Annotated in this window: 18 protein-coding genes; all 18 read left to right on the top strand. The window is 42.9% G+C overall.

What is annotated here, in order from left to right:
* The first annotated feature begins 64 nt into the window (after positions 1-64).
* The 18 genes from BLHYD_RS09815 to BLHYD_RS09730 all read left to right on the top strand — a co-directional run bounded on the left by BLHYD_RS09815 (position 65) and on the right by BLHYD_RS09730 (position 25,803).
* A complete protein-coding gene (locus BLHYD_RS09815; protein WP_040350565.1) occupies positions 65-478 on the top strand; it encodes a hypothetical protein in 414 nt (137 codons plus the stop codon).
* Positions 471-1,043: a Gp15 family bacteriophage protein gene (locus BLHYD_RS09810; RefSeq protein WP_005948631.1), complete on the top strand. Its 573-nt coding sequence runs from the start codon at positions 471-473 to the stop codon at positions 1,041-1,043. The genes BLHYD_RS09815 and BLHYD_RS09810 overlap by 8 nt, the downstream gene beginning before the upstream one ends.
* Positions 1,044-1,137: 94 nt before the next feature.
* Positions 1,138-4,116 carry a hypothetical protein gene (locus BLHYD_RS09805; protein ID WP_412657386.1) on the top strand — a complete coding sequence of 993 codons (2,979 nt, stop codon included), beginning with the start codon at positions 1,138-1,140 and terminating at the stop codon, positions 4,114-4,116.
* A gap of 10 nt (positions 4,117-4,126) precedes the next feature.
* Positions 4,127-4,519, top strand: coding sequence for a hypothetical protein (locus tag BLHYD_RS09800; protein ID WP_005948633.1), 393 nt, complete (start codon positions 4,127-4,129; stop codon positions 4,517-4,519).
* Positions 4,520-4,523: 4 nt separating this feature from the next.
* Positions 4,524-6,848 (top strand): tail fiber domain-containing protein, encoded by a 2,325-nt coding sequence (locus BLHYD_RS09795; RefSeq protein WP_005948634.1) that lies wholly within the window; start codon positions 4,524-4,526, stop codon positions 6,846-6,848.
* Positions 6,849-7,289: a hypothetical protein gene (locus BLHYD_RS09790; RefSeq protein ID WP_005948636.1), complete on the top strand. Its 441-nt coding sequence runs from the start codon at positions 6,849-6,851 to the stop codon at positions 7,287-7,289.
* 4 nt (positions 7,290-7,293) lie between these two features.
* Positions 7,294-11,085, top strand: a complete 3,792-nt coding sequence (locus BLHYD_RS09785) for a hypothetical protein (RefSeq protein ID WP_322141398.1) — start codon at positions 7,294-7,296, stop codon at positions 11,083-11,085.
* A complete protein-coding gene (locus tag BLHYD_RS09780; RefSeq protein WP_276696850.1) occupies positions 11,078-11,590 on the top strand; it encodes a hypothetical protein in 513 nt (170 codons plus the stop codon). The genes BLHYD_RS09785 and BLHYD_RS09780 overlap by 8 nt, the downstream gene beginning before the upstream one ends.
* Before the next feature lie 13 nt (positions 11,591-11,603).
* Positions 11,604-13,436 (top strand): peptidoglycan-binding protein, encoded by a 1,833-nt coding sequence (locus tag BLHYD_RS09775; RefSeq protein ID WP_005946380.1) that lies wholly within the window; start codon positions 11,604-11,606, stop codon positions 13,434-13,436.
* Between the two features lie 216 nt (positions 13,437-13,652).
* Positions 13,653-14,468 (top strand): SGNH/GDSL hydrolase family protein, encoded by an 816-nt coding sequence (locus tag BLHYD_RS09770; RefSeq protein WP_040350308.1) that lies wholly within the window; start codon positions 13,653-13,655, stop codon positions 14,466-14,468.
* Entirely contained in the window at positions 14,465-14,950 is a 486-nt protein-coding gene (locus BLHYD_RS09765; RefSeq protein WP_005946378.1) for a DUF4358 domain-containing protein, read from the top strand. Before BLHYD_RS09770 ends, BLHYD_RS09765 begins: the two co-directional genes overlap by 4 nt.
* 22 nt (positions 14,951-14,972) lie before the next feature.
* Positions 14,973-16,388, top strand: a complete 1,416-nt coding sequence (locus tag BLHYD_RS09760; protein ID WP_005946377.1) for an MBOAT family O-acyltransferase — start codon at positions 14,973-14,975, stop codon at positions 16,386-16,388.
* Positions 16,389-16,413: 25 nt separating this feature from the next.
* Positions 16,414-17,844: a DHHW family protein gene (locus tag BLHYD_RS09755; RefSeq protein WP_260784495.1), complete on the top strand. Its 1,431-nt coding sequence runs from the start codon at positions 16,414-16,416 to the stop codon at positions 17,842-17,844.
* Positions 17,845-17,944: 100 nt separating this feature from the next.
* Entirely contained in the window at positions 17,945-18,934 is a 990-nt protein-coding gene (locus BLHYD_RS09750) for a 2-hydroxyacid dehydrogenase (protein ID WP_021845330.1), read from the top strand.
* A gap of 324 nt (positions 18,935-19,258) precedes the next feature.
* A complete protein-coding gene (carB, locus tag BLHYD_RS09745) occupies positions 19,259-22,477 on the top strand; it encodes a carbamoyl-phosphate synthase large subunit (protein WP_040350403.1) in 3,219 nt (1,072 codons plus the stop codon).
* A gap of 128 nt (positions 22,478-22,605) precedes the next feature.
* Positions 22,606-23,301, top strand: coding sequence for a DNA alkylation repair protein (locus BLHYD_RS09740; protein WP_005946355.1), 696 nt, complete (start codon positions 22,606-22,608; stop codon positions 23,299-23,301).
* A 116-nt stretch (positions 23,302-23,417) separates the two neighbouring features.
* The gene (locus BLHYD_RS09735) at positions 23,418-24,494 is read left to right on the top strand and encodes a lectin-like protein (RefSeq protein ID WP_005946352.1); all 1,077 of its coding nucleotides are present in this window, start codon (positions 23,418-23,420) and stop codon (positions 24,492-24,494) included.
* Positions 24,478-25,803: a glycoside hydrolase family 3 protein gene (locus BLHYD_RS09730; protein ID WP_005946350.1), complete on the top strand. Its 1,326-nt coding sequence runs from the start codon at positions 24,478-24,480 to the stop codon at positions 25,801-25,803. The genes BLHYD_RS09735 and BLHYD_RS09730 overlap by 17 nt, the downstream gene beginning before the upstream one ends.
* Positions 25,804-25,812: the final 9 nt, after the last annotated feature.

Below are 25,812 nucleotides of genomic sequence, written 5' to 3'. Positions count from 1 at the left end.
TTAAAGGCGTGTGCAATATCACGTCTTTATCTTTATAAAAATTAATGAACATTGGGAGAACGATATGAAAAGTATTACAGCAAATATAGGGGAAAAAATAGAAGTTAAAGACAATAATGGTGATGTCATGGGTTACTTTTATTTCAATCCCGCAGACCCTGACATTATAAGAAGATGTAATGTAGTTCAGGACAAACTTAATGAATTAACCAATTCTATAAGTGATAAAGGAGATATTAATGAGCTAGAAAAAGTAAATCTGGAAATCAGAAAACAAATGCAGTTTCTTTTGGGCGAAAGTGCAGGTGATACATTTTTCAGGTACAATTCACCACTTGCAATAACAGACGAAGGCATTTTGTATGCAGTGTACATATTTGATATTATTTATGAGTTTATTAGGACCGAAGTAAATGCGCGCTCTAAAAAAGTAAAAGAAGCAATGGAAAAATATACAAGGAAATATTCTGATGATTGATGTATGGTCCTTACCACAATCTATTTGTATAAACGGACAAGAATGTGCAATAAGGAGTGATTTCAGAGCTATATTAGATATATTGTCGGCATATAACGATTCTCAGTTTAATGACCAAGAAAAGACTATGATTATGCTTAAAATATTTTATAAGGATAAAATTCATATTGGTTGTTTAAGAGAAGCGTGTGACAAAGCTATCGAATTTATAGATTATAGTTTTGAAGATTCTAAGAAGAGAAAAGCACATAAGTTAATGGATTGGAATCAAGACGCTCCTATATTAATTCCTGCAATTAACAAGGTTGCTGGAAGAGAGATCAGAAGTATACCCTACTTGCATTGGTGGACATTTATGAGCCTATACATGGAAATAGGCGAAGGATTATATTCCCAAGTTATTAACATAAGAAATAAAAAAAGCAAAGGAAAAAAATTAGAAAAGTGGGAACAAGAATTTTACAGAGACAATAAGGTCTTAGTGGATTTAAAAATGAAAAAAAATGAACGGAGCGAAGAAGAGAAAGAAGAACTTCGGGAACTGTTTGGAATTAAGAAAGATTGAATATTGGCTAGTAGTTTTTTTATTTTAGAGCCAGTCGCTAGTCGCAGAGCCATGGAAAAGAGGTGGAATTGTGGCACAAGCGGATGGCTCTATTATTATTGATACACGAATTGATACAGATGGAGTGTCAAATGGAACAAAAAATATAAAATCACAAATGCAAGGGCTGTCTGGCACTGTAAAAAAAATAGGCGGCATAATAGCTACTGCTTTTGCGGTTGGAAAGATTGTAGAATTTGGGAAAGAATGCCTAGAGTTGGGTTCTGATTTGCAAGAAGTACAGAATGTTGTGGACGTGACGTTTACCAGTATGTCCGACAAAGTAGATACATTTGCTAAGGATGCAGCAAAGTCGTTTGGACTGTCAGAGACGATGGCAAAGCGATATGTAGGTACTTTTGGAGCCATGGCAAAAAGCTTTGGATTCACGGAACAAGAAGCTTATTCCATGTCTACCGCATTGACAGGATTAGCCGGGGATGTTGCATCTTTTTACAACCTGAGCCAAGAAGAAGCGTATTACAAGCTTAAATCTGTATTCACGGGCGAAACTGAGACACTAAAAGATTTGGGTGTTGTAATGACCCAGGCTGCCTTAGACCAATATGCATTAGCAAATGGATATGGTAAAACCACGCAAGCCATGACAGAACAAGAAAAAGTTGCCCTTAGATTTGCGTTTGTGCAAGAACAGCTTTCAGCAGCTTCAGGAGACTTTATTAGGACTAGCGATTCGTGGGCTAACCAAATGCGTGTGATGCAACTTCAGCTTCAATCTATCAAAGCTAGTATCGGACAGGGATTGATTAATCTTTTTACCCCAATTATAAAATCAATTAATGTTTTCTTGGAAAAGATCGCAACAGCAGCGAACGCATTTAAATCTTTCACGGAATTACTGACAGGGAAAAAAGCTACTGAATCAAAGCCCATACAATCCGCAACAAATGACTTATCCGGTTTGGAAGACGAATATAATAGCGTGTCTAATGCATCTAACAATATGGCATCGAACACAGAGGACTCCGCAAACGCAACAGCAGATCAGGCAGAAGCTACACAAGAAGCAACAGAAGCCGCCGAAGATTATCTCTCACCACTTGACGATATTAATAGGATGAGCAAGGAAACTGCGAGCCAAGAAACAGGGACAACTCCGAGCGGAGGGAATGGAGCAAGCGGCAATGGTGGAATTGTCGGAGCAGGTGTTGACTTTGGAGAAGCAGCAAAAGGGAATACGGTATTAGATGAAACAAGCAGTCTGATAGATAAAATCATTGCAAGAGTAAAAGAGCTTGGAGATCTATTTAAAAAAGGCTTTTGGGATGGACTTGGGGATTATAAACCAATATTAGAAGAGTTAAAAAAAGACTTGTCTTCTATTGGCAGAATTATTGCAAATATCATTACCGATAAAGATGTACAGACTGCCACTAAAAAATTTGCAAATTCATTTATTTATAATTGGGGTAAAATAGTCGGCTCTTTTGCAAAAATAGGCTTGACAATAGCCGAAAATATAGTCGGTGGAATTGAGAGTTATCTTTCTAAAAATGTAGATAGAATTAAAAAATATTTGATATCTATGTTTGATATTGGCGCAGAGATAATGAACTTACGTGGTATATTAGCGCAGACAGTAGCTGATATTTTTTCCTCGGTATTTGGCAGTCAGGTGGCTCAAGATTTAACCGGAAATGTAATAGGAATATTTGCAGATGTCATTATGGGAGTGAATGAACTTTTTGCAAAATTCGGCCGTGATTTACTGAATTTAATTGTTCAGCCCCTTGTTGAAAATAAAGAAAAAATAAAGACAGCATTACTTGAAACAATAGAGCCTATACAGGCAGTAACCCAATCCATTCAGAATTTTTTGCAAAGTGTAATTGATAAGGTAATGGAAGTTTATGATGAGCATATAAAGCCATTTATAGACTCTATTACGGACGGAATAAGCGAAATAGCCGGTACACTTCTTGATACCTATAATGAATATATAGCTCCAGTCCTCGACTCGTTGGCGTCTAAATTCGACGAAGTGTTAAACGGTCCGGTAGGAGAAGCAATAAACTCAATTCTTAATTTGATTGGAAAGATAATTGATGTCTTAAAACTATTATGGGAAGAATTATTGGTTCCGTTCATTTCATGGATTATTGAAAATATTGTTCCGATCATAGCGCCGATTATTGAATTTTTAGGAACTACTGTCTTGGATTTTTTCGGAACGGTTGCAGAAGTGATAAGCGGTATTGTGGATATATTAAGTGGTCTGATAGATTTTATTGTTGGCGTGTTTACTGGTAACTGGGAACAAGCTTTTTCAGGGCTAAAACAAATTGGGGAAGGATTCCAAAAAGCAATTCTTTCAATATTTACATTTATAGAAAATAATATATTGAAGCCGTTTGATATTTTTTTGCAAGGTGTATTTGAGAAAGATTGGACAAAGAGTTTTGGGGTATTTGGAAATGTATTAAACGCTTTTTTCAAAAAAGTGAAAAATATATGGAACTCTATCAAACAGGTTTTTAACGGTATTATTACATTCGTTAAAGGGGTATTTTCAGGAAACTGGCGCCAGGCTTGGGAAGGAGTTAAACAGATATTTGCTGGTGTATTTAACGGCCTGAAATCTATTGCAATAGCACCAATTAACGGAATTATATCAATCATTAATGGTGCTATTGGACTTATCAATGATGCAATATCAAGTGCCGAAGATGCTTTTACGTTTGGCCCGTGGGACGTACCTACACCGTTCGGGGATGTGACGATTGGCTATGAAGCATCGTTCCCAAGAGTTCCGACTATCCCTTATCTTGCATCAGGAGCAGTAATCCCGCCGAACAAAGAGTTTATGGCAGTACTTGGAGATCAGAAACATGGTAACAATATCGAGGCTCCTGAGAGCTTAATCAGACGGATTGTCCGGGAAGAAGCTGCTGGCGGCGGAAATAAGTATGAGGTTGCTTTGAAAGTGGGAAGACGTGAACTAGCAAAACTGGTAATTGATGAGGCAAAGTTGATGAGACAACAAACGGGTAAAAATCCTTTTGAACTTGCATAGGAGGAAAATTATGGCACAACAATATTTAATGTTTAATGATTATACAGCTCCTATGGTCGATGAGGACGGATACCAAGTAGATGAAGCCGTTACATCTGCATCGAACAGAAAAAGGACCATGAGGGGAGGCATGAAGGGCGGTGTCCTGTTTACGGTGGAGGCGTACAACCTAAAATGGACTAATATTTCCGCCAAAGATGTAGCAGAGATTAAAAAGAGAATACTTGGGAAACAACAATTTGATTTTTACCATTTTAATTCTTATACGGCACAATGGGAAACGAATCCGTTTATAGCCAATAATATATCTTCTTCTTACTATTCTTTGGTTGATGGTCACGAGATGGCAAATGAGTTAAGTTTCCAAGTAACAAGTGTAAATCCATTGGATATAAAGGAATAAGCAAATGAAGAACGTAAGTAATGCATTTAAGAAAGTAATAAAAGACGGCGGACCTTTTTATGCTTACGCAAAAGTAACCTTATCAAATGGTACGCAGCTAGAACTAAATTCCAAGGATGATTTTTACATTTCTGGGAATAATTACACAGAATCCAGCGAAAGTGGTTTTCCATTGGGAGTTGCTGTTGCCAAAACTATTGATATAGGCATTGATAACTCCGATGAAAGATTTTCTAATTATGATTTTTACTATGCTCGAATTGCATTTTATACCGAAGCTGATCTAGAAGATGGTAGAACAGAGAGAATTTTAGAAGGAACCTTTACAGTTGTAGATTCTATTGCGCCGGGAGATACCATTGAATTTACTGCATCCAATGATATGTACAAAGCGGATATCACCTATGTACCCAAAGCGTCTTTTCCAGCAACAGCATTGATATTTTTGAAAGATGTATGTACTCAGTGTGGTATTCGTTTGGGGGATGCTGCGTTTGTTAATGATAATTTTGAGATACAGCAAAAACCGGACGGGTTGACTTGTAGGCAGGCAATAGGATACGTAGCCCAGATTGCGGGTGGTAACGCTATTGTAGATGAAAATAATAATTTACATATCAAATCTTACCAGTCTTTAGGGATTACAAATACAGACCTGATAAGCGGTGGAACGTTTAAACAGGAATTGAATAAAAGGATTAGTGGCGGAAGCTTTGGCCAAGACACAGATTTCTTGATAACCAGTGGAGATTTTAATGCCACTGATGACTATATTATGCTAACTGATTTTTCGTCAGACCCTGATGTTGGTACAGATGATGTGACAATAACCGGACTTGCGACAGAGGTAGAGGTAGAGACAGAAGAGGGAAGCAGCGAAACATCCACTTTGCTTTATGGTACAGATGATTATTGTCTGAAGATTGATAATCCGTTGATAAAGGGAAATGAAGAAAAAGCTTTAAGAATGATCGGTGATATCTTAATTGGACTATCTGTGCGACCATTTTCGGGAAGCTTTTTCCCTAACCCAACGATAGAATTTATGGACCCTGTTTATTTGGTAGACCGTAAAAATAACGTTTATAGGTCTTTTGTATCGTCTTTTACTTTTAATTATTTAGGAGATTGTACAGTATCCAATGATACGAAAAGTCCTGAAAGAAATAAGGGTATTTATTATAGCAATGCAACGGAAATGTACCGAAAAGCTAAAGAGGAAGTCAAAAAAAACAAAGCCGAGTGGGAAAAAGCCATGGAAGATTTGGCTGATCGTATTAATAATTCCTCGGGTTTATATATGACAAAGGAAGAACAAGAAGACGGCAGCAGCATTTATTATATGCACGACAAGCCTACTCTGGAAGAATCTATGATTGTCTGGAAAATGACCGCTGAGGCTATGGCGGTATCGACAGACGGCGGAAAAACTTGGAATGCCGGGCTAACGGTTGACGGCGATCTAATCACAAAAATTATGAGCACGATTGGCCTTAACTTTGACTGGGGTGTTGGTGGAACACTGATTATCCAGACACCCTCCGGGGAACAGACATTGTATGTCAATGCAAAAACGGGTGAAGTACACATTAATGGGTTATTTACATCAGAAGAGCTTTATGGCGGTAAAAGAAAAGGGCTTACTGTAGAAGAAGGTACCATAAGAGGTTTTTATGGAAGCACTACAACGGGCTTACTTGATTTGTCTGCAATGTACGATGATGGTGATAGGCATGTGGTGCTTAAAGGATATGACTATTTACACTTGCAAGCAGGGACGGAGATCATCGTAGAAGATTATATATCTTTTATAGATTCAGTATATTTTAATAATTCAGTAGAATTTACAAACTGGGTTTATTTTACCTCAGATGTAGAGTTTGAATATAAATCGCATTTTCGAAAGGCGCCGGAATTGTATAATTTAGATCATGTATCCAGTGGAGGACACATAGTGTTTGGTTCAGACGGTGTAACTTTAGCATATTTAGCATCTTCATCGAAGCGTTATAAAAATCATGTAAAAGATATGACCGATCGGGACGCTGAGAAACTTTTAGATATTCACGTCGTATGGTTTAAGTATAAAGATGGATATTTAAGTCAGACAGATCATATGTGCGGTAAAGAAATTCCTGGGTTTTATGCAGAGGAATTGAACGACGTTATTCCGGATGTTGTGCAATATGATAAAGATGGGAAGCCAGAAGATTGGAATTATAGAGCTATGATACCTTATATGGTACAGCTTTTAAAAAAGCAGAATGAAGAAATAAAAGAATTAAAAAATGAAGTAAATAAACTAAAAGGAATGATAAGGAGTGATTAGATGCCAACTTTACAATTTGCTTTAAAGGGCCAATATATCACCCGGATAGATAGCCTGCCCCCAGTAGCAAAATCTCGGAATTATTTTTATGCACATTTTGATTTTCAGACACCGGAATGGACGGGCATTAAAACAGCGTTGTTTACCCAGGGCAAGCAGACCAAAGCTGCGGTCTTGGACGATAATAACGAATGCTTAATCCCGTGGGAATTCTGGGACACGGACCGGGAATGCGTGGGAAGCGTTTCTGTATTTTGTGGAGATTTAAGAACTGCGAATGAGGCATACATCAAGATTTTCAAATCAGGATACCAAGAAAGCGATGCTTCCGCCCCGCCGTCCCCGGGTGTCTATGAACAAATATTGCAAAAGTTAGAAGAATTGTCCAGAAAGCAGATCAAGACAATAAGCGGTGGTACATTTACAGACTGGAAGGAGTGAGAAAATGGCAATAAAAAGTAATGCTCTGGCGGAAAACAAAGCGGCAATCTTGGCAGAAGACGGTGGAACGATATACGCCACCTTGCAGATGCGACATGGAAAAGAATCCGAAATGGACGAAAGTAAGTTTGTCCCGGCAGAGATAGGGGTAGCGACAGATACCAAAAAAGCAGTTATAGCGTTTGGGCCAGGAGATACAAAAGAGTTTGCCTTTAAGGACGATATTCCAGATCAGGACTATAACAACCTGGAAAACAAGCCCTCTATCGGTGGAGTGGAGTTATCCGGGGACAAAAGTCTTGAACAACTAGGAATCCAGCAAAAAGGGGACTATATAACCGAAATTCCTGCGGAGTATGTCACAGACACAAAACTAACGGAGAAATTAAAATCTTATCCAACAAAAGAAGAGCAGGCAGAGGAGTTGGAAAAGAAGCTGGACAAAGACCAGGGCGCAGAGAATACCGGGAAAGCTCTTGTTGTTGGGGAAGACGGAACAGTAAAGCCGGGGGAAATCCCAATCAAAGTAGATGATACTCTAAGCCAGACGGGACAAGCTGCGGATGCGGAGAAGGTTGGGGCAAGACTGCATGAAATTGATGCTGTAAAATTACGAGGGCCAGTTGAGACAGTCAGCGGGGAAATTTTGCAGATTGAGAATCCAGCAGAACAGCCGCCAGTAGGGATGAGAGTATATGGTAAGGCCGAACAGAATACAACGACAGGGGCACAGTTACTCAATGCACCAGATAAAACTAATAAAATATTTGGAGTAACCATGAGTGTTTCTGGGGGGATAGCATCTTTTAGTGGTACGTTGTCATCAAACAATGCAACATTCTGGTTCATTGGAAGTTATAACGGAGTGGATGTAGTGATGACTTTGCCGGCCGGAAAATACTATTTACAGAACTGTTCCATGCAAACGCTGGGAAACAGTGCATTAAAAACAGGCGCGATAACCAGTGAGACAGAAATACAGATCACAGGTGTTGCGTATACTTACACAGATTCTTCACCAAAAACCATATACCCTATGATAAATGCTGGTTCTAAGGCTTTACCCTGGGAGCCTTACACCGGTGAGAAACCCTCTCCCAGCCCGGAGTATCCGCAGGAGATTGAGATTCCTGGGAGTGATAAAGAGATTAGAGTGGAATTAAAAGCGGCGAATCTGATACCACTCAATGAAAATGAAGAAAAAACACAATATGGTGTGACGTTCAAACAAAACGCGGACGGTTCTGTTACAATCAATGGACAAAATACAGGAGAAGCTAATTCTGTTTATAATCTAATTACGAATGATGCTTTATTGGCAAGACAGTTTGCCAAAATCGGAACGTTATATTTGAGCGGGAACAAGGCGGGGACGAACGTAACATTGCAATGCTGGAATTATGATGGAAATAACAGTGCGGTGAAAGATAATGGGGAAGGCATTTCCTTTGTTTTTACTAATGTTACAGCTCCTTATAATATTGCACTTGTTGTTCCGACAAATGAAATAGTAGATAATGTGACTATAAATCCGATGCTTAATGCAGGCACCACGGCCCTCCCTTGGGCGCCTTATAAGGACCAATCCCTCACCCTCTCCACTCCAAATGGTTTACCTGGAATCCCGGTAAAATCCGGCGGTAATTATACGGATGAGGATGGACAACAGTGGGTGTGCGATGAGATTGATTTTGTGAGAGGGAAATATATTCAGAGAATAGGAAAGACAAATTTTGTTGAGACGAGTTGGATTAGAAATAATTCCGGCCAATATTATACAAACAAAGATTTTGATAAGTATAAAATAGATAGCTTAGTGATATGCTCGCATATGTTGGGAAAAGACACGGGAGCATCAGAAAATACGATGTTTGTAAATAACAACGGGAACATCAGGCTAAACTATAAAAACACGACAGATACCATTGAATATATTGCGGATATCATGAACGACGCAGTCATGTATGGAATTCTTGCCGAACCTATAGAAACCGATCTTTCCCCAGAAGAAATCGCAGCTTACCGGGCATTAAAGTTGTACAATCCTGTAGTAAACGTCTTTACAGCGGAATCTCTCATGCCTGGAATAGAGGTTGATTATGTCCCTGAGACAGAACAATACATAGAAAAGTCCATCAATGAAAATACCCAGAAAGCCCCGGCGATTGTGGAGAAGGCAAGCGGGGAAATGCTGAATGTTACGGATAGCTCTGATCTGGGACTAAAAGGGCTGAAGGTGTTTGGAAAGGGTGAACAAGCGAAGACAACTGGGGCGCAGTTATTTCAACCAAAAAAAGAAAACTTAACAACTAATGATGGTTTGACGGGTGTGATAAATTCTGATGGAAGTGTCACTGTGACAGGGACACCTACCAAACGATATGCACAAGCCTATTTTGAAAATGTTTCAAGTTTCCCAGAAGGCAAATATTTCATATCAGGAGGAAGCCATGAAGTCAGTACATTAACCTTTCAGGTGGATATAACACGGCAGGATGATACTATAGAATATTTAAGAAACACTGCAATAGAATTTAAAGCGGATGATAAATTAAGAAGAGTTATGATTAAATATGATTCACCAGATTTACAGAAAACAAATTATACCATATATCCGATGCTTAACGTGGGCGAAACACAAGCTCCGTATGAACCTTACGCCGGCAATCAACCTAGTCCGAATCCTGATTATCCGCAGGAGATTAAGATTCCTGGGAGTGATGGGAGTTTAGAGGTTCGTGTATTTGGAGCGCAGTTGATTGCAAAAACATATGCATCAGCAACGATTAACGGGATAACATATACCGTTAATGATGACGGAAGTGTAACTGCAAATGGTAAGGCAACAAGCAATTCCTTTTTCCTTTTGTCAATGTTACCAAAGGCTAACGATGTTTTTCTAAGTGGAGGAAAAAGTGAAAGCATCTCGATAGTATATACAAATATGGTAAATAAAGGTTATAAGGACGTAGGTAATGGAATTTATATACCAAATCAATTTGACTATGAAAAATATCCTAATTCAAGAATCCAAATACAAATTACCGAAGGGACGACAGTAACAAATGAAATAATCCGTCCGATGCTAAACGCTGGTTCCACCGCTCTTCCATGGGAACCTTGCAAACTACAACCCCTCACCCTCTCCACTCCTAACGGTCTCCCAGGAATTCCGGTAGATTCAGGCGGCAATTATACAGATGAGAAGGGCCAGCAATGGATTTGTGATGAGGCGGATTTTGAGCGTGGAAAATATATCCAGAGAGTTATTAAAAAGGAAAATCCTGTTTTTGCTAAGAATGGTGATTATGCCGTAGAAGGAAGCGAATTGTATTTTTGTAGTATTCCAGAAATTTCAGAAACAAAAGAAATGGCTCTTCCTGGAACAGGGATATCTACATATATGCAGTATACAAATACTGTGCTTAATAGAAATGAAACTGGTTTTTATATTAGTTATGGCGGAATCTGGGCGAGAATAAAGGATGTTGGAGACCTTGATGCTTTCAACGCAAAACTTCAAGATGCTGTGTTCTACTTTACATATAAAGGGATACCTGAGACAGAAACTGATTTGTTGGAAAAACAACTGAAAGCTTATCGCGCCCTCCACACTAATTACCCAACCACGAACGTTTCTACAGATTCCACCCCGCAGGCAGGCTTAGAAATGGAGTATGTAGCAGATACCAAGTCTTACATCGACAAAAAATTCGAGGAACTGCAAAAAGCCCTGGTAAACACAAACACACAAGTATTAAACAAAGTAATTATGGAGGACATCGAACATGTATGAAATGATTAAAAGTATTATCATATCAGGAGATTTTAAGGTCACAGACATCACAAATAAGATTGATGTGCTCTGGGTCAACGGGGATTTGACGGACGAACAGCGTACAGAACTGCACCAAATGATTACATCTTACCTGAACCCAGGGACAGAAGCTCCGGAAGAGGCAGAACGCTACAAACGTCTGGAAGGCAGAGTAGCGGTACTAGAAGAAAAGGTGAAAAAACTGGAAGGAGCACCAGAACCAGAGCCGGGTGAGGTTACAGTGCCAGCATGGGAACCCTGGGACGGAATTGCCCAGGAATGGTATAGCTACGGAGATGTCGTGGAGCATAACACCAAATACTGGATTAACGCTTTAAAAGATATCATGAACACCTGGGAGCCTGGTACTATGGGAGTAGATGAACGATTTTGGAAAGAGATCACCAAAGAGCAGGCGGAAGGAATTTTAAAAGGCGAACTGGAAGCGGATGAAGTTATCGAACAGAAAGAACTTTTGATCTGACAGGAGGATAACTATGGCGAAGATAACAGGAATTGACGTATCTGAATGGCAGGAGTCTATTGATTGGGCTGCTGTAAAGCCTCAGATTGATTTTACGATCTTGCGAGAAGGATACCGCAAGGCGACGGACAAATACTTTTACAAAAACGTAGAGGGGTGTAAAAATAACCAGGTGCCTATCCATGGCGTGTACCATTTCCTCTACGCTTTAAACAACCAGGATGTAATTGCGGAAGCGGAGAGCTGTCTGGCGAACATCGAAAAGGCGGGGCTGCCTAAAACTATTTATGTATGGGCGGACTTTGAATATGACACCGTCTCCAACGCAGCCAAAAAAGGAGTGAATCTCGGCCCCAATGAGTGCAATCTGTTTACCCAGACATTTTGCGATTTCTTCAAGAAAAGAGGTTACAACACTGGTATTTACACTAATGGGGACTATTATAAAAACTGGTACCGCCAAGATGTATTGAGCAAATATCCGCTGTGGCTGGCGGATTACACGGGCGGGCCGGATTACCCTTGCCTCTATCAACAGTATACCAGTAGTGGGAGGGTTGCAGGAATCCAAGGCAACGTGGACATGAACTATTATTATGGAAGCGAGGAGGGAACAAACATGGCGGAAGACTTGTGGAGCAAAACGGCGGAATTGATGGCGGCGGAATCCGGGTATCTGGAAAAAGCATCGGAAAGTAATCTGGACAGTAAGACCGGAAATGCTGGGTATGGGAATTATACCAAGTATGCCAGAGATGTAAACTCCTGGGGCCAGCCTGGATGCCAGGGGCAGCCGTGGTGCGCCGTGTACCAGTTCTGGATTTGCGTAAAAATCTTTGGTCTGTCCAGGGCTTTAGAGATTATGGGAGGCGGTTTCTACAACTGCAACAGTATCAAAAACCATGCAAAATCCAAGAGAACCTGGCATAGCGAGCCAAAGCTTGGAGCACTGGTAATCTTCCGTAACGGAGCCCACATCGGCAGGGTGACGAAAGTTACATCCACTCAAATCTACACCAATGAGGGCAACACCTCAAAAGGTGGGTTGAATAACGTAGAGGCAAACGGAGGCTGTGTGGCCGACAAAGTCTACACCCGGAATTACCCAGGGATTGATGGATATGTATGGATTGATTATACCGATTCTTCCGAGGCCGTTGTCAGGGATTATTTACAACTGGGAGATACTGGCCCCGCAGTAAAAACTATGCAGCAAAATTTGATTACTCTGGGTTTTGATGTTGGCGCATTCGGGGCAGATGGCAGCTTTGGACAAGACACGCAGGCAGCGGTAAAACAAGCGCAAAAGAAGTACGGTCTTACTGTGGATGGTTTTTATGGACCAGATACCAAAAGCAAAATTGAGGCTGCGGTGAAAGAGCAGCAGGCAGGAAAGGACTTTTTGTGCGTGGGCGACCAAGGCGGCCAAGTAAAAGAACTGCAAAGCAATCTGATCTATTTAGGTTACGACTGTGGTGCGAGTGGTGCCGATGGAGATTTTGGTGCAGATACCGAGGCAGCTGTAAAAGCATTCCAGAAAGCTTGCGGTTTAGATGCTGACAGCTGTGCAGGGCCGAAAACTTTAGCCAAGATAAAGGCAGAATTGTTCAAACAGAAAAACACTCAGGCAGGCTTCCAACGTTTTGTAGGTAAAGTACAAAAGACCTGTGCCGTCCATGAGAAAGCCAAGAAAGCCTCTCCTGCGATCACGGGATATCCGAAATTGTCCAAAGGAAACCTGGTGGATGTCTTAGGCCGGGACGGCTATGAGGACAACTGGTACAAGGTCTGTGTGGCCGATCAGTACATAGGGTATGCTTGGGCGGATAGTATTAAAAAAGTATGACAAAAATCCCCCGGTGAGCGGCCGGGGGAAATTGTTTTTTAGGCAAATAAATATTGTATCATCTTACTTTTACTTTTTAAAAATTATATTTCTATTTTAGACGCATTTTAGACAAAAATGCTTGAAAATGGCTTAAAATCGTTCTTTAATGTTAAAAAAATATTAAAAGATATTGTTGAAATATGTCAGGATTTCACGTATTATGGAGGATAGAAATTGAGAAATGGAGTAGAGAAAATGAGACAGGGACGGGAGAAAAGACAAAATCAGATTACGCGGCGAAAGCTGTTGATTCTTGCGGGATTACTCCTTTTGGCTGTTTTGGTGGGAGTGACAATCTTTTTTTGGGTAAGAGGAAAAGGCTCAGGGGCGAGTCAGACCAAGGTAGGCCTGAAATACCTGAAGTCTCTGGAATCGAGAGATGCAAAAGCCATTGAGGATGAGATAAAAGCGATTAAAAAAGAAGAGCAGAAGGAAGCTCTGGAGAATGGAGAACTGACGATCTGGGAACAGTTTGATGACTACGCGATTATGGGAGACTCCAGGACCATGGGATTTGACCAGTACGGTTTTTTACCCTCAGAGAGAATTTTGGCTCACGGGGGAGCGACGATTGCGGATATACCTGACTATATGGAGAGTTTGAAAAATCTGAATCCTGCGAATATTTTTCTGTGCTATGGCCTGAACGATGTGAGCATTGGTTACTGGGATACGCCGCAAGAGTATGTAGAAGCTCTAGGAGAAGCTATAGAGAGTATAAAGAGTGAGCTGCCAGATGCGACAGTCTATGTGAATTCTATTTTTCCAGCTCAGGACCCGGCTTTTGAGCAGGCAGAAAAGTGGAGAGAGATTCCTGATTTTAATGAAGTGATTAAACCGTACTGTGAGGAAAAAGGGTATCCCTATATAGACAATACGGAAATCATTCAGGAGCATACGGATTTATATGACGATGATGGCATTCATCTGAAAGAAGAGTTTTATGAGTACTGGGCGATTAATATGCTCGCAGAGGTGGAAATAGGATGAGAATATGGAAAGAAAATTGGCTTAGCTTTATTCGATACGGCATGCTGATGCTGTTGGTGGTGTTTATTGTAGCACTTTTAGGGGCCGACAAGACCAGTGAGACAAAGATAGAGACTGTGGAGAAGGCGGTTGAAAAAGAGGTACCGCTTACAGGGATGCACAGTGTTCAAAGTCAAATGGTAAAGAGATTGTATGGTCTGAATGTCAACGACTATGAAGGGGTGGTCTTGTACATTTCGGATTCCAATATGGGGGCGGAGGAGCTGTTGATTGTGAAGTTAGCGGATACTTCCCAGGCGGAAGCCGTGGAGAGTGCTGTCCAGACCAGAATTGAAAATCAGGAGAATAGTTTTGAAGGGTATGGCGTAGAGCAATATCAGCTTTTGCAGGAACATGTATTGGACGTGGAAGGGAACTATGTGTTTTTTATGGTGCATAAAGAAGCACAAAAAGCGCAGAAGGCATTCTTAAATAATCTGTGATTGAAATAAGTGAGGGAGAGATATGATATTCAGCAGTATATTTTTTATGTTTGTGTTTTTGCCCGTGACATTGCTCCTGTATTTTTTAGTCCCTGGAAAAGTAAAGAATCTGGTACTTCTCTTATGCAGTTTGGTTTTTTATGCATGGGGTGAGCCAGTGTACATATTTCTTATGATGTTCAGCATTCTTTTTAATTACATCAGCGGAATTGAGCTGGAACGTCATAGACAAAAGCAGGAAGAAGGAAAGCTGCGGTTGTGTTTTTGGACTACGGTGGCGGCAAACCTGGCAATTTTGGGCTTTTTTAAGTATTACGGCTTTTTCATTTTGAATTTAAATAAGATTTTGCCGTTTGACATTCCCTATAAGGAGCTGGCACTGCCAATCGGGATATCTTTTTATACGTTTCAGACGTTGTCCTATATTATAGATGTCTACCGAGGAAAGGTCGAGGTTCAGAAAAATCTGATTTATTTCGGCACTTATGTGACGATGTTTCCGCAGCTGATCGCCGGTCCTATTGTAAGGTACGCAGATGTGGAGAAACAGCTTCGCAGCAGGAATATCAATATCGCTAAGTTCGGGGACGGTGTTTTGTGGTTTCTTCGGGGCCTCGGAAAAAAAGTTCTTCTCGCCAACAATATCGGTATGGTTTTTGACACGATCTTAGCGATGGGAGCGGGAGAGCGCTCTGTGCTGACTGCGTGGGTGGGCTGTCTGGCGTATACGATGCAGATCTATTACGATTTCAGCGGTTATTCGGATATGGCGATTGGTCTGGGGAAGATGTTTGGCTTTGAATTTATGAAGAACTTTGAGTATCCTTATATCTCGAAAAGTATCACAGAATTTTGGAGAAGGTGGCATATTTCTCTGGGAACTTGGTTCAGGGAATACGTCTATATTCCTCTGGGAGGGAACCGAGTGACTGTGCCGAAGCATATCCGTAATATCTTAGTAGTCTGGATGTTGACTGGATTTTGGCATGGGGCTGCCTGGAATTTTATGTTCTGGGGTCTGTATTACGGATTGCTTCTGTTGGTGGAAAAATATTTTTTGCACGCGCTTTTGGAGAAAGCGCCGGCCGTGTTCTCCCACATCTATACAATGCTTTTGGTAATGGTCGGGTGGGTGTTCTTTTTCGCGCCATCCATGGGACAAGCCTTTACCTATTTGGGCAATATGGTAGGGATAGGTGGAAACGGTTTGGTGGACGGAGCGGGAATCTACTATTTGACCACAAATTTAGTTCTGTTTCTGATTATGGCTTTGTGTGCGACTCCGAAAGTGTATGAACTGTTTCGGCATTTTACTTTGGCGGACAATTCAGTATTTCGCTTGGTCGGGACTATATTGGTCTATTTAGTCATATTTGCAGCGTCCACTGCATATTTAGTGAATGTGACCTATAATCCATTTTTGTATTTTAGATTCTGAATAGGAAAGAAAGCGATGGAAGACGATGAGTACAATGTCAAGAGAAGAACGGATACGCAGGAAAAAAAGAGAAAAAAGACGCAGAGTGAATCGAATTTATCAGATTATGGCGATCTTGTTTGTCGTGTGCCTGGCGGCGGCAGTGATTGCGAATCTGATAAAGAAGGATGTGGAGTTCTCTGAGTCTGAGAATCGAATGCTGACTGAGAGGCCAAAACTAAATCTACAGGACGTGGCCAGCGGTGAGTATATGTCTCAGTTTGAGTCTTACGTCTCTGACCAGTTTATTTTGAGGGACTCTTGGATTCAATTAAAACTGAACTTGGACAAGCTGACTGGGAAAAAGGAGTCAAACGGAGTTTATCTGGGTAAAGACGGCTTTCTGATGGAGAAGCTGGATGAGCCGAACACGGAATACGAAGAAAAGAATCTGAAAGAGATCGGAGATTTTGCAGACAGGCATCAGGATTTGAATGTATGTATGACTCTGGTACCCAATGCGGCTTACATATTGAAAGACAAGATGCCGAAGAATGCCCCTGTGAGAGATCAGGCAGAAGATTTAAAGAAAGTTCAAGCAGAGGTCGGCAGCAAGCTGAACTTTGTAGATGTGACTGAGACGATGCAGAAACACGCCTCAGAGCCAATCTACTATAAGACTGACCACCACTGGACCAGTCTTGGCGCAAAATATGTCTTTGAGGATATGATAGAGGATTTGAACATTGCTCCTACAGAAAACTATGAAGTCTATACGGTTACGACTTCTTTTTCCGGTACTTTGGCGTCCAAGAGCGGTTATCACGGCCAGAAAGATACGATTGAAGTATATGAGCCTCAGGGCGTGGACAATGACTACGTAGTTTTTTATGCGGACGATCAGAAAAAGACTACTTCCATTTATAACGCGGATAGCCTGAAGGAAAAGGATCAGTATACAGTATTTTTTGGGGGAAATCATACGAGAATTGACATTGATTCTCCCAATCCAGATAATCGCTGTCTGCTCATGTTCAAAGATTCCTATGCAAACAGCTTTGTGCAGTTTTTGACTCCTTATTACCGGAAGATTATCGTGATAGACCCCAGGTATTACTATGACAATGTAGAGCAGATTATCGCCAGTGAGAAAGTGACGGATGTTTTGTTTTTGTATAATTTAAATACTTTTTTGACCGACACTTCTCTGGCAGATGTTTTGACGCCGCAGGAGGACACGGAGACTGACGGACAGGAGGGGACGACAGAGGGAGGTGCTGCGGGCGAAGATCTGCTAGATAAGAGTGCTGAGAGAGAAGACACTGGGGAGACCTCAGAGGAAAGCGCTGAAGGGGAAGACACCGGGGAGATTTCAGAGGAAAGCACGGAAGGAGAAGATGCCGGGGATACCTCAGAGGAGAGCGACACGGATGAAAATGCTGAGGGTGAGGACGACGAAGTAGATTCGGAAGAATAAAGTTGACAAAAATGGTAGGATATGGTATTTTATTGCTGGCAAGAGTAAAAAAGTTCGTTTTCATACATACTATGAAAGAAAAATGACTGGAGGCAAAGATATGAGAATACTATTCTACGATACGAAAGAGTATGATAGGACATCTTTTGAGAGACAGTTGCAGAATTATCCTTCCATCGAGATCGATTTTTTAAAGACAGATTTGGCGCCGGCTACGGCTAAACTGGCAGATGGCTACGATGCAGTGTGCGCTTTTGTAAATTCAGATATCGGCACGAAGACTGTCGATGAGCTTCACCGCTATGGAATCTCTTTGATTTTGATGAGATGCGCAGGTTTTAATAATGTTGATCTAAAACAGGCCGGAAAATACGGGATGAAAATTTTGAGAGTGCCCGGCTACTCTCCTGAGGCGGTAGCGGAACATGCGATGGCACTGGCTCTGGCAGTGAACCGCCGTATGCACAAAGCTTATGTAAAAGTCAGAGAAAATGATTTCAGCCTGGGAGGACTGTTAGGTTTTAATTTCTACCAAAAGACAGCAGGAATCGTGGGAACTGGAAAAATTGGTGCGGCGATGGCGAAGATCTGCCATGGTTTTGGTATGAAAGTGCTGGCGTACGATGTGTATAAAAATCCGGAGTTGGATTTTGCAACCTACGTATCTTTGGACGAGTTGCTGGAAAACAGTGATTTGGTTTCCTTGCATTGTCCGCTGATGGACCAGACTTATCACCTGATTAATCGGGATACGATTCAAAAGATGAAAGACGGTGTGATTCTGGTGAACACTTCCAGGGGTGGTCTTGTAAAGACGGAAGATCTGATTGAGGGAATTCGGGCCAGAAAGTTTTTTGGAGTTGGTCTGGATGTATATGAGGAGGAGACGAACAACGTATTTGAAGATCGGTCCGACGAGATTTTGGAACACTCGACGACGGCGAGACTGCTCTCATTTCCCAATGTCATGATTACCTCTCATCAAGGTTTTTTTACCCAGGAGGCGTTGGAAGCGATCAGCTATACAACCTTGGAAAATGCGATGGCTTATGAGAAAGGTAACATTACCGAAAACGAAGTAAAAGCATAAATAGTTTTAAAGAGGCTTTCTGATACAGGAAAGCTTCTTTTCATTGGTAACTATTCAGCTATAACAGCTCGGATTAGCTGCCGCGCAGCTTATATCGCCGCATATGCGGCGAAATCCTCGCTTATGGCTAAGCGCCATATGCCTGATAAGAGCAAAACTCCTCTGCAAGCAAGCTTGCTCCGGATTTTTGTTCTTATCAGTCGCATGGTTGAATAGTTACGTTGATTGCGGAAAAGTTCGAAAAAGAGACTTTTTTATCCTTTGAGGATATGGTATACTTTTTGATGGAAATTGCAGATATAAAAAAAGAAGAGGAGAAAAAGAATGGGGAAAAGAACAGACATTCATAAAGTACTGATTATTGGCTCTGGTCCGATTATCATAGGACAGGCCTGTGAATTTGACTACTCCGGTACTCAGGCATGCAAGGCTCTGAGACAACTGGGATATGAGATTGTGCTGGTAAACTCCAATCCGGCGACGATTATGACGGACCCGGGAATTGCAGACGTGACCTACATCGAGCCATTGAATGTGGAACGCCTGGAGGAGATCATTGCGAAAGAACGTCCAGACGCCATTCTGCCCAACTTAGGAGGACAGTCAGGTCTGAATCTGTGCTCGGAGCTATCTAAGATGGGAATTCTGGACAAATATCAGGTGAAGGTAATCGGCGTTCAGGTGGATGCTATTGAGCGCGGTGAGGATAGAATCGAGTTTAAAAATACCATGAACAGCCTGGGAATTGAGATGGCGAGAAGCGAGGTGGCTTACAGCGTGGATGAGGCCCTTGCAATTGCGGACAAGCTGGGCTATCCAGTGGTACTGCGTCCAGCTTACACGATGGGGGGAGCCGGCGGAGGTCTGGTATATAATGTAGAGGAATTAAAGACCGTGTGTGCCAGAGGATTACAGGCGTCTTTGGTGGGTCAGGTTTTGGTGGAAGAATCGATCTTAGGCTGGGAAGAATTGGAGCTGGAGGTAGTTAGAGATTCCAAGAATAATATGATTACCGTATGCTTTATTGAGAATATCGATCCGCTGGGAGTACATACGGGAGACTCTTTCTGTTCAGCACCGATGCTGACAATTTCTGAGGAAGTGCAAAAGGAGCTGCAGCGTCAGGCATATAAGATTGTGGAAGCCATCGAGGTGATTGGAGGAACAAACGTCCAATTCGCTCACGATCCAGTCAGCGGCAGAATTATCGTCATTGAGATCAATCCGAGAACTTCCAGGTCTTCAGCGTTAGCTTCGAAAGCGACAGGTTTTCCGATTGCTCTGGTGTCGGCGATGCTGGCTTCTGGCTTGAATCTGGATGAGATTCCTTGTGGAAAATATGGGACTTTGGACCACTACGTGCCAGATGGAGACTATGTGGTGATCAAGTTTGCGCGCTGGGCTTTTGAGAAATTCAAAGGCGTTGAGGATAAGCTGGGAACACAGATGCGTGCAGTCGGAGAAGTGATGAGTATTGGAAAGACTTACAAAGAGGCTTTTCAGAAGGCGATTCGAAGCCTTGAAATTGGACGTTACGGTCTGGGCTGGGCTAAGGATTTCCATGAGAAGTCTAAGGAGGAGCTTCTGAAAATGCTCAGAGTACCTACCAGCGAGAGGCAGTTTATACTCTATGAGGCTTTCAGAAAAGGTGCGACCGTGGAGGAGCTTTTTGAGCTTACTAAGATCAAGCACTATTTTCTGGAGCAGATGAAAGAGCTGGTTGAGGAGGAGGAAGCTTTGCTGGCGTACAAGGGCCAGATACCTCCGGCAGACGTGTTGCGTCAGGCAAAATTGGACGGCTTTTCTGATAAATATCTGAGCCAGATCCTGGAGGTGAAGGAAAACGAAATCCGCAGTGAGAGAATCGCAGCCGGGATTGAGGAAGCCTGGGAAGGCGTACACGTCAGTGGAACGAAGGACAGCGCTTATTATTACTCTTCTTATCACATTGAAGATAAGAGTCCTGTCAGTGAAAATGAGAAAAAAATTATGATTTTGGGAGGCGGTCCGAACCGTATCGGTCAGGGTATTGAGTTCGATTACTGTTGCGTACATGCGGCTTTGGCTCTGAAAAAAGCTGGGTTTGAGACAATTATTGTAAACTGTAATCCAGAGACCGTGTCAACAGATTATGATACTTCTGACAAACTGTATTTTGAACCGTTGACTTTGGAAGATGTGTTGAGCATCTATAAGAAGGAAAAGCCGTTGGGTGTGATTGCGCAGTTTGGCGGGCAGACTCCGCTGAATCTCTCGGCAGACCTGGAAAAATATGGCGTGAAGATTTTGGGGACGCCACCGGCGGTGATTGACATGGCGGAAGATAGAGATTTGTTCCGCGCAATGATGGACAAACTGGAAATTCCAATGCCTGAGGCTGGTATGGCAGTCAATGTGGAGGAAGCTTTGCAGATTGCTGAGAAGATTGGATATCCAGTTATGGTGCGGCCTTCCTACGTATTGGGTGGACGCGGAATGGAAGTGGTCTATGAGCCGGAGAGCATGAAAGCTTATATGGCGGCGGCAGTAGGAGTCACACCGGACCGTCCGATACTGATTGACCGGTTCCTGCGCCATGCGATGGAATGTGAAGCAGACGCGATCAGTGACGGAACTCATGCCTACGTACCTGCTGTGATGGAACACATCGAGTTGGCAGGAGTGCATTCTGGAGATTCCGCATGTATCATCCCGTCCGCAAATATATCTGAGGAGAACTTAAAGACCATCAAAGAATACACGAAAAAAATCGCCGAAGAGATGCATGTCCGCGGCTTAATGAATATGCAATATGCCATCGAAGATGGAAAAGTCTATGTGTTGGAAGCAAATCCAAGAGCATCCAGGACAGTTCCTCTAGTATCTAAGGTATGTAATATCTCGATGGTTCCTCTGGCAACACAGATCATCACTTCAGAGTTTACGGGGGCACCTTCGCCGTTGGGTGAGTTAAAAGAGCGTGAAATCCCTCACTATGGAGTGAAAGAAGCTGTCTTTCCGTTTAATATGTTCCCAGAGGTTGACCCTCTGTTAGGACCAGAGATGCGTTCTACAGGGGAAGTTCTGGGACTGGCAAAGACAGTGGGAGAAGCTTTCTACAAAGCGCAGGAGGCGACAAAGAGCAAACTGCCTTTGGAGGGAACCGTGTTGATTAGTGTCAGTGATAGAGACAAAGGTGAAGTCGTGGAAGTGGCGCGTCTATTTAAGGAGGCTGGATTTTCCATTATGGCCACGGGCCATACCCGCAGTCACCTGGAGGAAAATGGGATTGAGGCTTCTAGGGTTTACAAGATGACAGAGGGAAGACCCAATATTTACGATATGATTACAAATGGCAAAGTACAGCTGGTTGTAAATACTCCAAAGGGAACGGATGATGACGGCGCGGACGACAGTTATGTGAGAAAAGCTTGCATCAAGAGCAGAGTGCCTTATATCACAACGATGGCGGCAGCGAAAGTGTCTGCACTGGGAATTGTGACCGTGAAAAAGCAAAACAGCAAGGAAGTAATTTCTCTTCAGGAGCTGCACAGCCATATCTGATCTTTTATAGGAAGGTCTTTCCTATTATATAAAAAAGCATAAGTATGAGACAGAGAAAAAGGTACTGTACGCTCGGAGGGAGTCGGCAGTATCTTTTTCTGCTATAAGAAAGGCTTTGAAGAAAGTATATGACAAATCAGGAACTGAGAGAACGATTAATAATGATGTCGGAAAGAGACTATCAAAGATTCGCCAGCAGTTTGATACCCAATATAGAACCAGACAGAGTGTTAGGAGTTCGTCTGCCCTTGCTGCGCAAGCTGGCAGGAGAATTGGCGCGGGAAGATTGGAGCGGATATCTGAGGGACGCCTGGGATGGGTACTTTGAAGAGACAATGCTTCAAGGGATGGTTCTGGGGCTGGTGAGGGCACCGTTGTCAAAGCTGGAGCCTTATTTGAGAAGGTTTGTTCCAAAGATTGACAACTGGTCTGTCTGTGACAGTTTTTGTACTGGATTAAAAACTGCAAGGCAGGAGCCTGAAAAAATGTGGGAGATCTTGGAAACTTACCTGAATTCAAGACAGGCGTATGAGGTACGTTTTGGCGTAGTGATGATTCTGAAATACTACGTAAACGAATCCTATATGGAAAGAGCTTTTGCCTGGTTTGACCGGATAGAACATCCAGACTACTATGTAAAAATGGCAGTTGCGTGGGCGGTGTCTGTCTATTATCCGGCATATCCCCAGCAGACGCGGGCATATCTGCGAGATAACTGCCTGGATGATTTTACCTATCATAAAGCAATTCAGAAAATCCGGGAATCTCTTCAGGTTTCAAAGGAAGAGAAAGAGGAGCTCAAACAATGGAAAAGACAGGGATAGCAGTTATAAAAGACTGCCCATTTTTATATACTTTGTGTTATACTGTTGTTAAAATGTTGTGAGATTCTGCTGGATGAATTCAGATATTACAAGAAGTTGTCAAGGGAGGGAGAACTATGCTTTGCCAAAGATGTGGATTTGATAACCGACAAGAGGCGAAGTTTTGTGAGAGATGCGGGGAGTGCCTGGAAGCTGCTGAGGTGAGAGAAGAAGACCTGCCGAATACCATATATTCGGAGGAGGAAGAGAAGACGGTGGCCCTCGGCTCGTCACAACCTCAGCAGAAGCCCTCATCTGATCAGGAAGAGACGGTAGCCTTTGGGCAGGAGAATCAATATGTGAATGGCTATTCCTACATGGGAGATGAGGTTGACTGGGGGCGACCGGAAGGGACGGAAGATTTTGGGGGTTATCGTGAGAAGCACTGTCAGCAGTGCGGTGCTCTTTTAGATGAGGACTGTCAGTACTGTCCTGTCTGTGGAAAACCGACATTTCAAGAGAAGAAACCGGTGAAAAATGAGAGAGGGAAACTGCCGGTCAAAGCGATTCTGATTGTGCTGCTGGTCCTGTTTTTAGCGATTGACGCGATCTTAGCGGGATATTATCTCTACAGCAAAAGAGCTTCTTCGCAGGATGACGAGGTGAGTGAGACTACGGCAGATGCTTCCTCGGATGGCCAGACGCCAAAAAGTGGAGAGGAAAAGAGTGAACCCTTGCCTACTCCTACAGACAAACCAGAGATTGTACACACTTATGATTATTTGATTGATGATTGCAGCTGGGAGGAAGCGTATCAGAAGTGCAAGAACTTAGGCGGTTATCTGGTTCGCATTGAGAGCGCGGAAGAATTTGAGACGATCTGTCGGGAGATCAAGGCGAAGGGAATGCAGGACTACATGTTTTTCATCGGCGCGCGGCGAGACCCTGGAGGAAAAAGTTACCACTGGATAGATTCTGACAATGTGATCGGCGGTGACCCGATCAACGATGTAAATTCTCCGCTGAGCTCGTACTGGATGGTCAATGAGCCCAGTTTTCAGGATGATGCGGTTGAGGAAATCTGTCTGGAAATGAATTACTATTCAGCAGAAAAGCGCTGGGTGATTAACGATGTACCCAATGAGCTTACGAAGGTTTTGCCTGAATTTAAGGGAAGGATAGGATACATTTGTGAGTATGAGCTGGTCCGGTGAGCGAAGAAGGAGAAAGAAAGCGGTACTGACCGCACTATTCAGTTGTCTGGGGATGCTGTGCCTGATGGGAATCAGTGCTTTCGCGTTTCATCTATCTGCAGAAAATAAAAGGATGTCCGTTGAGACAGACATGCAGGAGAGAGCGGCAAGAGAAGAAAAGGAGTTTCAGGGGGAACCGGGGAAGGATGCTGCGGCGCGGACAGACGGGCAAAGCAGTTCACGAGAAAAAGAAATTTCAGAGGCAGACCGGCTTTCAGCTCAGGTGGAGAGCATTATTCAGCGCATGACCATAGAGCAGAAGGTGTCCCAACTCTTTTTCGTGCTGCCGGATTCTCTGTCTAAGGTCAGCAAAACCTTAGAGGTGGGAGAGCTCACCTGTGAGGCATTCCGACAGTATCCGGTAGGTGGGATTGTCTATATGGAGAATCATATTTTGTCGGAAGAGCAGCTGACGGCGATGAATAGGAGCTTTCGAGAGCTTGGCCAGGAGACCTTAGGAGTCAGTCCGTTTTTGGCTGTAGATGAGGAAGGCGGCACGGTGACGAGAATCGCGGGAAATCAGGCATTTCCGGTGGAAAACGTGGGAAATATGGAAAACGTGGGTGCTGGTCGTGACAGTGACCAAGCATACCAAGTAGGACAGACTCTGGGTGCTTATCTGAAGAGTTATGGATTCAATATGGATTTCGCGCCTGTGGCAGATGTACTGGTCAATTCAGAGAATACAGTAGTCAAGGAGAGAGCCTTTGGGAGTGACCCCAATTTAGTGTCTTCGATGGTAGAAGCGGAAGTGAGAGGACTGAAGGGTGAGAAAATCGAGGCGGTCTTGAAGCATTTTCCAGGGCATGGGGCGACGGCGGAAGATTCCCACAACGGATATGCCTACGCGCAGAGAAGTCTGGAAGAGTTAAGGGAGACGGAACTTGTACCGTTTCAGGCAGGCATCGACGCGGGAGCGGAGTTTGTGATGGTCGGTCATATCTGTTTTCCTCTGATTGAAGACGGGCAGATGCCAGCGAGCTTGTCGTCCTGGGCGGTGACAGAGCTGTTAAAGGGAGAGATGGGTTTTGAAGGTGTGGCTGTCACTGATGCGATGAACATGGGCGCCATTGCTGAAAACTATTCTTCCGCAGAGGCAGCAGTCCAGGCGATACAGGCAGGAATTGACATGGTTCTTATGCCAGCAGATTTCGAGGCGGCATACAACGGCGTGCTTCAGGCAGTCAGCAGTCAGGAGATTTCCCAAGAGCGTTTACATGATGCGCTGAGGCGGATATTGACGGTAAAGCTGGAAATGCAGAATAGATAAAAATCGTTT

The organism is Blautia hydrogenotrophica DSM 10507, from assembly GCF_034356035.1.
GTDB lineage: Bacteria > Bacillota > Clostridia > Lachnospirales > Lachnospiraceae > Blautia_A > Blautia_A hydrogenotrophica.
The sequence above is the reverse complement of the archived record's forward strand: the minus strand, read 5'-3'. Positions and strand labels throughout refer to the sequence as shown.